Origin of the sequence: Tepidanaerobacter sp. EBM-38 (assembly GCA_001896545.1) — a bacterium.
GTDB lineage: Bacteria > Bacillota > Thermosediminibacteria > Thermosediminibacterales > Tepidanaerobacteraceae > Tepidanaerobacter.
In genome coordinates this window covers 114,800-127,382 of record MPOT01000025.1, presented here as the reverse complement: position 1 = coordinate 127,382, position 12,583 = coordinate 114,800, and the positions used below count along the sequence as shown (strand labels likewise).

The 12,583-nt window shown below is 39.8% G+C and carries 13 protein-coding genes; all 13 read right to left on the bottom strand.

Translation table 11 applies throughout. The features are described 5' to 3' along the window. Positions 1–41: 41 nt before the first annotated feature. Positions 42–824 carry an ABC transporter ATP-binding protein gene (locus tag BUC45_RS02450; RefSeq protein WP_013777548.1) on the bottom strand — a complete coding sequence of 261 codons (783 nt, stop codon included), beginning with the start codon at positions 822–824 and terminating at the stop codon, positions 42–44. A gap of 2 nt (positions 825–826) precedes the next feature. After that, a complete protein-coding gene (locus tag BUC45_RS02445; protein ID WP_013777547.1) occupies positions 827–1,879 on the bottom strand; it encodes an iron ABC transporter permease in 1,053 nt (350 codons plus the stop codon). 22 nt (positions 1,880–1,901) lie between these two features. Beyond that, a complete protein-coding gene (locus BUC45_RS02440; RefSeq protein ID WP_013777546.1) occupies positions 1,902–2,528 on the bottom strand; it encodes a nucleoside-triphosphatase in 627 nt (208 codons plus the stop codon). Between the two features lie 57 nt (positions 2,529–2,585). Continuing rightward, positions 2,586–2,921: a LysR family transcriptional regulator gene (locus BUC45_RS02435; RefSeq protein WP_296970051.1), complete on the bottom strand. Its 336-nt coding sequence runs from the start codon at positions 2,919–2,921 to the stop codon at positions 2,586–2,588. A gap of 15 nt (positions 2,922–2,936) precedes the next feature. Continuing rightward, positions 2,937–3,740, bottom strand: coding sequence for a selenium-dependent molybdenum cofactor biosynthesis protein YqeB (gene yqeB, locus BUC45_RS02430; protein WP_296970049.1), 804 nt, complete (start codon positions 3,738–3,740; stop codon positions 2,937–2,939). A gap of 2 nt (positions 3,741–3,742) precedes the next feature. Beyond that, complete coding sequence (locus tag BUC45_RS02425) at positions 3,743–4,579, bottom strand: XdhC/CoxI family protein (RefSeq protein WP_296970087.1); 837 nt, start codon at positions 4,577–4,579, stop codon at positions 3,743–3,745. A 14-nt stretch (positions 4,580–4,593) separates the two neighbouring features. Next, positions 4,594–5,172, bottom strand: coding sequence for a nucleotidyltransferase family protein (locus BUC45_RS02420; protein ID WP_296970047.1), 579 nt, complete (start codon positions 5,170–5,172; stop codon positions 4,594–4,596). After that, positions 5,172–5,939 (bottom strand): selenium cofactor biosynthesis protein YqeC, encoded by a 768-nt coding sequence (gene yqeC, locus BUC45_RS02415; protein WP_015294905.1) that lies wholly within the window; start codon positions 5,937–5,939, stop codon positions 5,172–5,174. The genes BUC45_RS02420 and yqeC overlap by 1 nt, the downstream gene beginning before the upstream one ends. Before the next feature lie 221 nt (positions 5,940–6,160). Next, positions 6,161–6,991 carry a UPF0280 family protein gene (locus BUC45_RS02410; protein WP_296970046.1) on the bottom strand — a complete coding sequence of 277 codons (831 nt, stop codon included), beginning with the start codon at positions 6,989–6,991 and terminating at the stop codon, positions 6,161–6,163. A 3-nt stretch (positions 6,992–6,994) separates the two neighbouring features. Then, positions 6,995–8,509 (bottom strand): 4Fe-4S binding protein, encoded by a 1,515-nt coding sequence (locus BUC45_RS02405; protein ID WP_296970044.1) that lies wholly within the window; start codon positions 8,507–8,509, stop codon positions 6,995–6,997. 24 nt (positions 8,510–8,533) lie between these two features. Further along, positions 8,534–9,694: an amidohydrolase family protein gene (locus tag BUC45_RS02400; protein WP_013777538.1), complete on the bottom strand. Its 1,161-nt coding sequence runs from the start codon at positions 9,692–9,694 to the stop codon at positions 8,534–8,536. A gap of 77 nt (positions 9,695–9,771) precedes the next feature. Continuing rightward, the gene (locus tag BUC45_RS11970; RefSeq protein WP_013777537.1) at positions 9,772–10,758 is read right to left on the bottom strand and encodes a molybdopterin cofactor-binding domain-containing protein; all 987 of its coding nucleotides are present in this window, start codon (positions 10,756–10,758) and stop codon (positions 9,772–9,774) included. Beyond that, entirely contained in the window at positions 10,755–12,581 is a 1,827-nt protein-coding gene (locus BUC45_RS11965) for a molybdopterin cofactor-binding domain-containing protein (protein WP_366749564.1), read from the bottom strand. The genes BUC45_RS11970 and BUC45_RS11965 overlap by 4 nt, the downstream gene beginning before the upstream one ends. Positions 12,582–12,583: the final 2 nt, after the last annotated feature.

Here is a 12,583-nt window from a genome sequence, read left to right as displayed (position 1 = left end):
TCTCCTTTTTTTATTATAATCTCAATTTGCTTACCACTAACCTAAACAACTCCTGGAATACACACTTTAAAACTAGGATAACATTCACTTGCAACCGGCATTAGTTTTAAATTTACACCATATAGTTTTTTGAGATTCTCTTCGGATAGGATTTCTTTGCTTTTGCCATATGCTAAAACATACCCGTCTTTGACCATAAGTACTTTATCAGCATACAAAAAGGCGTGTTCCGGAACATGAGTAGCCATAATGACCGCTATGCCTTTTTGGGAAAGCTTTTTTATTTGGTTTAGTATTAAAACTTGATTTCCAAAGTCTAAGTTATTAGTTGGCTCATCCATAATCAGAAGTTTTGTCTGTTGAGCTATTGCCCGCGCTATTAAAACCAGTTGTCTTTCTCCACCGCTTATTTTTGTAAAGATTTTATCCTTTAAATGAAGTATGCTTAATGCTTTCATAGAGTCCAATGCAATTTGTATATCCTCCGCTTTAGGTACTGACCATATGCTAAGTCCGGGAGTTCTTCCCATAAGTACCATTTCTAAGGCTGTATATGGAAAAACTGTACTATAGTTTTGAGGAATATATCCGATATAAGTGGCGATTTTGTCATAAGGCCATTTTGAGATATCACAGCCGTCAATGGAAATAACACCGGACAAAGGCGGTTTAAGTTTCATGATTGTCTTAAAAAGCGTGGTCTTGCCCGAGCCGTTAGGACCCAATATACATAAAACTTCTCCGGTGTTTAAGGTAAAGGATACATCCTTTAAAACCGCTATACCCTTATACCCAACTGCAACTTCGTTTAGGTCCAACTTCACTTTTATTCCCTCCAACCCTTGTATAATAGTATTAAAAAGAAGGGAGCACCTATAAAGGCCGTAAGTATTCCCAATGGCACTTCCACAGGAAAAAGGCCCCGAGAAACACAATCCACTCCCAGCAAAAAAGTACCGCCCATGACTATGGTTGCAGGAAGAAGATGCATATAATTAGAGCCAACAAGTAATCGCGCTAAATTTGGTATCACCAGCCCTATCCAACCGATAACACCGCTTATACATACGGATGTTGCCGTAAGAACAGTGGAGCAAATGATAACAATCAGCCGCAGACGTTGTGTATTGACTCCAAGGGCTTTAGCCTCTTCATCTCCCAGTGACAGCACACTTATTTGCCAACGCAATAGGCAAAGCACCGTTAAACTTATGAATATGGGAATACACGCAAATTTTACACTACGCATGCTCATACCTGATAGGCTTCCCATTAGCCAAAAGGTTATGGTGGGAAGCTTATCAAAAGGATCAGCCACATATTTTATAAGGGATATTGCCGATGAAAAGAGTGTGCTTACAAGCATGCCGGTTAGAACCAATGCCACCGCCGAATCGGTGCGAATCCTTTGGCTTATGATAAAGGCCAACAACACCGAAATTATTCCAAAGATAAAAGCTGAAAGCTGTATTCCGTAATGGCTAAATGAAAAATAAATGGCAAGACTTGCCCCAAAGGCCGAACCGGCTGAAGCCCCTAAAACATCCGGCGAAGCCAGAGGATTTTTAAAAATACCTTGATAAGCTGCGCCTGAAGCTGCCAGAGATGACCCTACCAAAACTGCTGCTAAAATTCGAGGAAGCCTCAGATTCATTATAACGGTCTCGACTACATCAGGTACTTCTTTGGAAACATGGAAAAATCTAAGTATAAGAAAATCCAAAAGCTGTTTTATTGTCAAAGGATACCGACCTACTGTAAAAGATATTATAAAGACTACAGCAAATATTATGGTGAGAAATGTAAATTTATTTTTGATATGTGTATGCCTTATTGAGATGAGGTTTTTATTATTGACTTCATTGATTTTTATATCCATAGATGTCTTTCCTTCCGTTTAATTAATTTACTGCTGTGATAGATTTTTTCACAAATGCCTGCACCTGTGACACAACTTCATTGTTATTCGCCCCTGGAGTTAACAGAATTATTTGAGTCTTTTGGCTTACCAAGCTTTTGAATTGCTCCACGTTTTTATAGGTTGTTTTTAAAAGAGTGGTCTTTTTTAGTTTTTGAAAATTGCTATGGGATTTTAATACACCTAAAACAGGCACATCGCTTAGGAAAATTTTTACTACCTCCTGAAGGAAATCATCCCTTTGAAACTCCATACCTCCAAGTTCATCAGCTATAAGCAGTTTTTTACGCTGCTGCAGACCCTTTGATAAATATTTTATGCTAAAGTATGTAAAGACTTCGTTATCAAAAGACCAAGTCCCATTGGGGTTTTTATATATAAATAGCCGCTGTCTTCCTTCCGGCTTTATGTCTTTGATATCCCGATTCAAACCATAGGTTTTTACACTCTCTATGGGATTTATCAAGAAACCTACCTTTTGTTTATTTTTCAATATCCTTTGAGTATAATAACCTCCGACAAAGTCGATATAAGGTATTATTGAATCCATTATAATTATAGATTTACCTATGCCGATATCGCCTTGCAGTAGCAAATTCTTGTATCCCATAGCAAGTCTCCTTAGCGTTGTATTTATGTTCGAATAACGCTTTCATTAAAAAATGCTCTAAAGCAACTCACTAAAATATTTATTATATAGTTTTGTAAGTATTTCCCCAGCTTCACTGCAAAATTCGTCATATTTGTTTAACAGGGTCTTGGCTTGAGATGTAAGGCATGAACCGCCACCACCAGCACCCCCGGTGTTGCTTTCTACCAGTTTAAAGCCTAGCTCCTTCTCGGCTCTTTTGATAATCGACCAAGCTTTACTGTAAGACATATTCATATCTTGAGCCGCTTTATTCAAAGATCCCAGTTGTTCAACTTTCCTCAAGAGTTCATAGGGACCTTCACCAAAAGCTTTAGTCTTGCCCTCAACCCATATTTTATAAACCAACTTCACTTTCTTCTCCACCTTTTACAGATTTACATCCTTTAAAAGCAACAATATGGTTTCCAATACTCCTCCCGAAATAGTCCTACCTTTATCACTTATGGTATTACAGTAATCTACCTGGCCCCGAGGATCTATATCCCCGATCTTTTGCCCTGCTTTAACGGTTAAACCATCATGAATTAATCCCCGCAAAATCCCATCAATTTTTGCAGTAAACGGTTGGTCACCTACGTTACCTATAATGTCACCTTTTTTTACAAGGCTCCCTATATCTAGAATATTTTTAACCACTCCCGCTCTAGGTGCCCGCAATACTCGATCATCTGTAATACCCTGAATTGGGCCCGGAGTACCTGTATTTTTCTGTGCGGCTCCCTTTAGAATCACTCGTCCCAGATCGTGTCCCCTCATTGTCTCAATCACTACATGAACATCTTTACCTGCCTCGAAGCCCGGCCCTAAGCCAATGACTACCTGTGCATCGTTTATGGTTGTTCCGGTGTTTCGTTTAGCCAAAATCCCGTCAACTATCACTTTAGGACTTAAAGCTTGGCAAAGTTGACACTTATCATCAATTAACACGGGTATTTTGCCCTCGGTTAAAGTACTCCGGATTTCTCTTAAATCGTTCACCAATTTTGACTTAACCCCTTCTACCTGCCAACTTCCTTCATATACACAATTCCCGAAAGATACATGCCTTCGTACCATCAAGGGTTTTTCCACTTCGGTCATAATAATTTGAAATCCCGATCGGTATAGTCTGTGCGCTACAGCAGACGCCATTTCGCCGGCACCCTTTATTAAAACCACCAAATCTTGCAAGCTCAGCCCTCCTGATTTTTTTGTTTCATAATATACTTCATGTGCGGCACGCTCTTGTTATAAGTAATAGCCTGAATTTGAGTCATAATGGAAAGGGCTATTTCTTCAGGGGATTCACCTCCTATATCTAAACCTATAGGAGAGTAAACTTTACCAATGAGTTCATTGGATATACCCTTTTCCCGTAAATTCTCAAAACATGTCCTAACTTTAGAAACACTCCCTATCATACCTATATATAATGCATTTGAATCAATTACAGCCTCCAGGACAGCTTGATCATATTTATGAGCATGTGTTACTATTACTATGCAGGTATTCTCATCGATAGAAACTTTCCTCAAGTTCTCCAGAATATCACCCACAAGAAGCTGACTTGCTTCCGGAAAGTTCTCCTTCGTAGCACGGTTTTCCCGATCATCAACAACGATAATCGTATATCCTAAAATATTAGCCATTTTACATAGTTTTTCCCCTACATGTCCGGCTCCTATAATTATAAGCCGTTTTTTTTTGGGAAATACTTTAACAAAATACCTAATATTTCCACCACAAATCATAGGCAATGATTTTTCATTTTCCGCACCCAGTTCATAGAAAAAAAGTTTCGATTCCTTTACCCTGAGACATTCGGCCGCATCGCTTTTAGCCCTTTCTTCGAGAATTCCTCCGCCAATAGTCCCTTCCAAAAGCACACCCTTTTTATCAACTAACATCATACTTCCTGGCCCTCGGGGAGTAGAACCAGAAGATTCCACTACCGTTACTAGTGCCGCAGGTTCATTTTGAGCTATCATGCAAGCAAGCTTCTCTATTACTTTAGAACCTTCCAATACCATCACCTCATAATAAATTAATAATCGATGTCCTGCAATATACCCGGATCGCCAGTCTCTAAGTATACAACTTCATCAACATGCTTTTTTATAATTTCCCGTGCTCCCCTATCACCTGAGATATTGTATATTTCATCATTGTAAGTGCAAGCCATTAAAACCGGATGGCCTTTCTTTCCATTGTAGACAGGGATGATTATCTTACTCCTAGTTGTTTTATGTAAATCAATAATAGAATCTAAGGTTTCCCTTTGAATATACGGCATATCTCCTAATATTATTACAACAGCAGAAATCCCTTGGGGCACCTTAGATATCCCCAGCTTGAGCGATGTGCTCATACCCAATGGATAGTCGGCATTATAGTAGGATCTAATACCAGCACGCTTTGCTATTTTTTCACCTAAATTTCTTTCATATCCAGTGACCAATAGGACATCATCTAGACTAGATTGTACTGCCATCTCAACAACGCACTGTAGCATGGGCTTTCCCTGAATATCCCTACTCAACTTGCCTCCACCGGCCCTTTTCCCTTCCCCTGCCGCTAAAATAATACCGCATATTTTTATACTATCTTTTGATGATTCTCCCATTATAAAATCACCTTGATTCTAGAAGTTTCACAATTAAAAGATGTGAGTAAAATGCGAAAAATCTCTATATTGCTTACGTTTTTTATGGATTCCGCCAACTTTATTGCAAGGTCTAATATTTGATTATTATCAACTTTATTTATCACAACAACTTTCTTCATTTGCTCTGTAGCACCTTTAAACAGACCATATGGAGAAAATATTAGGTTTTGTATCACCGCCTCATCGATAATCCCACCTAAAGGTTTCCCTGATATCATGCTTAAAAATTCAGGCCGGTGTACAGTCTTGTCATCTATAGTGCGACCTAGAGCATCAATCCCAATTACACCTATCAATATGGTTGTTTTCTTTGGGATAACAGGTTCATTATATGCAGGCGCTTTTATAGGCAAGCCTTTGGATCCGTCAGCTTCTATTAGTATATTATCGGCAATGCCCATATCGGCGATAATATCAATACTTTCCATGGATAACCCACGTATTTTTCCATCAGACACTTCGTTATCTGCCCAAAAAGCCACGTTCGATGCATCAAATATTTGGTTTATTTTATTGGCGGCTCTTTTGGGGCAATTTTCTAGAATCATTAGTTCATAAGCTTTTCCCGTAGGTTTTTTGAGATGAGTTGTAGTTGTTATAAGGACTCTCCTCTGCAATGAGGATAGTTCACGGGCTAAGGCATACATGAAAGAGGTTTTACCTCCTGCCCCCACTAGAGATATTACTTCATTATTCTCAATTATGTTTAAAGCATTAAGCAGCATATTGCTACCCCACATTTTTTGATTATATAAAAAGAACAAGACACGTTTGTAAATTATATCATTAGAAAGCATACTCTACGCTTATTGTTTATTCTACTATCAAAAGTCAATTATTTCTACATTATTCTAATTATAATCAAACGCACTAGATGTTGACCGTACAATTATAAAAATAGGTTATACGGTAAATAATCATTATATTATGAATAGTATGCAGTATTTCAAGAGATATTAATTTCCGATGGCACAGTTACTATCTCTTTATCTATGCATAATATAGAACCCCATATTATGTGTCGTTCATATATATCCTCCGCAGCCTTCATACCATTTAACAAAGCACTATATATCTTTTTCTTGCTTAGGCATCCTACTTTCAGTGTGATTTGATGGCCGGGTATGTCAGTCTCTGAATCTATCTCCTCTGCATAACATCGAATTATTTCAGGGTCTTCCACATTAGTCTCATTACCAAGATATGTAGCGCAAGCATCTGCCAAGGCAGCATTTTCAGCTATGGCTACCGCTGCAGTAGCTATGCCTTTAGTAAAACTCCTACCTCCTATCCCACTGGTACAAATTCCAGTCACATTCTTATCGGAAATCATCAGGGTTAAAAAGGGGGTAGGAGAATTTTTTGACACAGGAATACCTATCTTTATAGGATTTCCCCTTATATCTTTAAATGCAATATCTCCGCCGTTGTTTATAATGACTCTTTCGGCTCCAAGTGCAAGTGCCTTTTCAAGGGCAATATCGGAAAAAGCACCTGCTACTGCCGCCAGAGGAGTAAGGGTTTCATCCCCTACTCTCTTGACTGCAGCTAGCATCTTTTGTACTGATATGGGATAGTTTTGTACAGACTCCCTTACACGATCTTGACCTTTAATAAGAGACATGTATTCACAAGCTCTTTTGAACTCTTCAATAACATCTAAGCCTACCATAAACGCCAGTTCTGGTTGTCTTTGTACTTTAATTGAAACATCCATTAACATGCGTATGGGTCCATATTCAAGAAATACTCGACCGTCCTCCAATTGGTTCATCATTTTTTATGACTCTTTCAGTTTCTTGAGAAGTTCTTGTTTTGACATAACATGGTTTACATGGCCACCGATTTCTTCGTATTTTTCACGAGTCATAGTGTATTCCACCGGTGCAACGGTAGCTGGCGTCGGCACCCAAGTTAACGGTTCGGGAACCATTTTTGAAACATCCACCATAAAGTTTATGCCACCACCGGGAAGCACAAAAGTTGGAGCTCCTGCGATAGTTAATTTTATTTCTTCCCTATGTATAGCATCGGTAAGTGCTTTGGGCAAATTAGTCACCCCGGCTCTGGCACTTCCTCCAGTACCACCGGTATATATAACCGAAACCATTGACCGCTCACATGTATCTGCAATGATCTTTACTGCATCCCTCACCGATGGGAGCATTTCTATAGATTTTACAGTACCATCCTCTTGTATCTCAAAAAGGGCAGCTTGCTGACCTGTAGTTTCGGTCACCAATATTTTCATACCAGAACGGGCGATACCCATATCTATGGACTTTATGGCATCCCTTGGATCGGTAATTTCCGTTCCTCCCCAGCCGTGTCCCGGTTTTCCAAAATATCTACCGTTGGTACTCTTGCGGCCGTATGGAACCACACCGCTATAAGCCATGCCTACCGCCTTACCAGCCATATGCTCCGATAAAAGCCCTATTATGTGATAGTCAAGAATTATCGCCTCGTCTACTACCTTAGATAATTGCCTGGCAAACATACCTACAGTAGCACTGCCACAACCTACCCGCATCAGTTTTTCTTCCTGACCGTCAATTACTGGAGGAAAACCATGTTGAATTTCCATAGTACTTCCCTTATCCACTTTTAATGTAACCCTGCGGCCATTAACTAAGTCTACTATGGTCCTGGCTACTATAAAGCCATCATTGCTACCGCTTAAGAGATTTGCACCACCAATAGTCAGCATCTTAGAACCATATTCCTCCGTTGTAACCATTCCTACAATCTTCCCATCCCGTCGAACTTTTGCCCCCTCTTCCCCAATGTGAAGATTTGTATCGATTTTAACCTTGACACCACTGTAACTAAGAGGTGCTTCAGTGACTACGGTAATCACATCAACTCCATCAATAGACTCACTGACAATATATGGTGCGGGATAGGAACAAGGGTAGTTGGTACCACTGCCTACAGCAGTAATGAGCGGCTTATAAGGCAGCTTGGCTGTCTCCGTTTCGGCTGTTATGGCTTCCACTACCAGCTTTCTATTTCTCATTAGTTCTCCGTTTACATGAGTATATCGCTTGCACGCACCGGTTTTTTCCGGTGGAATTGAACAGTTTACAGGGCAGTGGGTACATGTAATATTCTCCGGTGCCCTTTCTTCAGTCCTTTTAATAGCTTCAAATGTGCAGACTCTGAAACAAATTCCGCAATTAACGCAATTATCATTTATTTTTGCCTTTTTGTTAATAACTTTGATTGCTTCAAGGGGGCAATTTTTAACGCATAAACTACAGCCCCTGCATTTTTCCAAATCAATCACAATCATAATCACTTTACCTCCGTATATATTTTAGCAAACAACCGCTTTTATTGCGGGAGGAGGAGTATTTCTACTCTTTGTTGCCACTAGCTTTCCATCAATTATTACCATGGAAATCCCGGGGAGATCTCCGGCTTCCAGTGCTTGAATGCAATTTTTGCCTACAGAACCCATAGGAGCATCCATCAATACAAGATCTGCTTCCCGACCTTCTTCTATTATCCCTACATTAAGGCCATAAACACGAGCAGTATTGCCAGTAGCCATACATAGGGCTTCTTCAGCTGATACACCTGTCATAGAAGCTATAAAACATACGGATCTTAAGATTCCCAAGGGTATAATCCCAGTTCCTGACGGCGAATCATTACCAAGGATGACCCGGTCTAATTGATTTTTCTCTTTCAACCATTCAATAGCTTGTTTAAATACTTTGAAATTACCGCATTGAACCATTTCCAGGGTTATTGATGTTTCATCGATCAACTTTTTTACTTCTTCTATCGGTATAGCAGTAGGACCTCCATTCAGATGAGATACCACATGAGGATTGACTTGCATTACATCAGCAGCTGTAACGGTAGTGCTACCGGGAATCGATGTACCTCCGGTATGCATCATTGTCTTAAATCCATGTTTTTTCGCCCACTCTACCATAGGGGCTGCGTCTTCAGGTTTGTTAATACTACCTAGGCCTATCTCCCCTACTAACCATACTCCCTCCCGGGCTAGTTCCTCAAAATCCTTTTCTGTAAGGCCTTTTTCCAATATGAGGGCACCACCGTGAAGTTTGACACCGCCAGGTCTCATATTTTGGAAACTTTTGTGTGCCAATATAGCTAATGCCTTAGTTCCTGCTACATCTTTCGGTCTGCCAGGAGTATGACATTCCCCTGCGGATATCATTGTGGTTACTCCTCCATGAAGGGAACTATCAATAAACCCTAATGTGTTTTGGCGTGGTGTAAAATCTCCTATAACCGGATGCACATGTGAGTCTATAAGGCCTGGAGTAACGGTTATGCCTTTTGCATCAATTACCTTGTCACATTGGTATTGCTTTAATAATTCCTCATTCCCTAGCTTTGCAATTTTCCCGTCTTCAATGATAATTGTGTTAGACGAAGAAATTGGTTTTTTAATATCACCACTTACCAAAGTTCCTATGTTTTTAATAGCTATAATAGTCATATTTAAGACTCCTTTTTATTTATATTTTTGATAAGTAATTAGGTGATTTATATAAAGTAAAATTGTCTTCAATCAATTTATTTGTCAAATTTATAATAGGTCTGTTCGATAAATCTTTCCTGTGTCACCGGAATATCCGTAAACCGTTCACCTGTAGCATTATAAATGGCATTTAGTATAGCAGGGGCTGTAGGAATTAGTGACGGTTCACCGACACCCTTTGCTCCATAAGGACCCGTTTCTTCTTTCTCTTCCACAATGATTGGGTATACTTCAGGTACATCCTTTGCTGTGAATAATAGATAATTAGATAAATTCGGGTTGGTTATTCGACCATTCGACAACAAAACCTCCTCTAAAAGGGCATAACCTGCACCCATTAAACACCCCCCTTCAATTTGTCCTTCAATCAGCGACGGGTTTACAGCTTTTCCTACGTCATGAGCAGCTATAATTTTTTTAACTTTAATTTCTCCAGTCTCTGTATTAACTTCCACTTCCGCTATGTGAGTAGCAAATGCATATGTAGCATATGGTATGCCAGCCATTGTTTGAGCATCCAAATAAGTTGTATCCGGGTTAAAGGAACCGCTGCCTATTACTAGTATCCCACGCCGGTCGCATTCCTCTAAGAGTTTTGCCATGCTGATGGATTTATCTGTATCTTTTACAAAAGCCATTTTATCTTTTAAAAGGATTTTATCTTTATCATCCTGTAGCAGATCTGCAGCTAGATCTACAAGGGTTTGCCGAGCCATTTCTGCAGCCCGCTTGCACGCATTGCCGGAAATGTAGGTTTGTCGACTGGCCGATGTAGCACCGGCTTCGGGTGTTACCCCAGTATCAGCAGAAGTTACGAATACATCTTCAAAATCTATACCTAAAGTCTCAGCTACGATCTGGGCAAGAACAGTATTGGAACCCTGACCAATATCTGCGCATCCGGTGAGTAAAGTCGCTGAACAGTCACTATGCACCTCGACAAAAGCTGCAGCAGGATTGGGTAGGCCGGTGTTCCCTATACCGTACCACATACATCCGATACCTATTCCAGTTTTTATCACAGAATCCCCTCCCATCCTTTTAACATTTCTTTTGCCTTTTCGACTGCTGCATCTAAGGTCTTTTCTATTCCAACACTTGAGGTAAGCAGTTGGTTTGTAGCAGTGTAAGATCCAGGTTTTAGAACATTTCTTTTTCTTATTTCATAGGGACTTATCCCTAGCTCTTTTGCCAGTATATCCATTTGACTTTCGTGAACTATCGCTGCTTGAGGGACACCGAAACCTCTCATAGCGCCAGCCATAGGATTATTTGTATAAACTAAATGACCTTTAACTTTTACATTTGGAATATCATAAGGGCCTGTAATATGAACCACAGTCCTAGTGATTACTCCAGGCCCATAAGATGCATAAGCTCCTGTATCCAGAATCATATCAGCATCCAAGGCCATCAGCTTTCCTTCCTTGGTAGCACCTGTTTTGCATCTGATTATAGCTGGGTGTCGTTTAGATGAAGCCATAGTAGACTCTACTCGAGAGTAAATGATTTTTACTGGTCTCTTTGTATAATAAGCTAATAAAGCCGCATAACACTGAGTGGATATGTCTAGTTTTCCACCAAATCCCCCTCCGGTTTCTGCCTGGATTACTCGAACCTTGCTTCTTGGCATATTTAGAACACGAGCTACTTCAGCTCGATCAAAGTGAACATTTTGTGAAGAGCACCACACAGTTATAACTCCATTTTCATAACTACCTATACCACACTCTGGTTCAATAAACATATGTGAAACAAAATTAGTTTTATAATGGTTTTCTACAATGATGTCACTTTTTCTAAACCCTTCTTCAACATCGCCCTTAATAAGGTTTTTTATTGCTATTATGTTTGTATCTCCGTGAACTTTTACAGAATCTTCTTTTATAGCTTCTTTAACATCGACTACGGGCGGTAATTCTTCCAACTCAACTTTAATCCGTTCTAGAGCCTCCTCGGCTATCTCTTGAGTTTCTGCCGCTACTAAAGCTATGGGATCTCCGATACGGGCAATTTTATGATCCACTAAAACAGGCTCATCTTTTAGTATGATTCCTACACGATTAGCTCCGGGAATATCTTTGTAAGTCAGAACCGCTTTTACACCGGGCAAACTTTTAGCATCTGTTGTATCTATATTCTTCAGAATTGCATGAGGAACCTGACTTCTAAGGACTTTTCCGTAAAGCATATTTTCAAAGCGCATATCGCCAGCAAAAAGAGCTTCTCCGGTTGTCTTTTTTAAGGCGTCTTTTCGAATAATACTTTTCCCTATCACTCTTATATCATCAGAAATAGCTTCTTCAGTTAGCTTTTTTAAAGTTTCAGTCTTTTTTCTATCATTTGTCCTGTTATTTTCATCTTTCCCTTCAAGATATTTTACAGCTGTTTCGACTGCCTTTATAATCTTTTCATAACCGGTACACCGACAGAGATTTCCTGAAATTGCAGTTTTTATGTCCTCACGAGTTGGATGTGGATTTCTGTCCAGAAGAGCCTTAGCAGCAAGTATCATCCCCGGTGTGCAAAATCCACACTGCACTGCTCCGGAATCAATAAAAGCCTGTTGAAGTGGGTGTAACTCTCCATTTTTTTGTAGACCCTCGATAGTTGTAACTCTATGTCCATTGACCTGTGGTGCCAAAACAAGGCATGATGTTACCGCTCTCCCATCTATCAAAACTGTGCAAGCACCACATTCTCCCACAGAACAACCCTCTTTTACTCCTGTGAGCAAAAAGTCCTCTCTCAACATATCCAAGAGTCTTTTTCTCGGATCTACCTCCACCGATACACTTTCATCATTTAAAATAAAAGATATTTTTACTTCTTCCAAACCTGTCACCT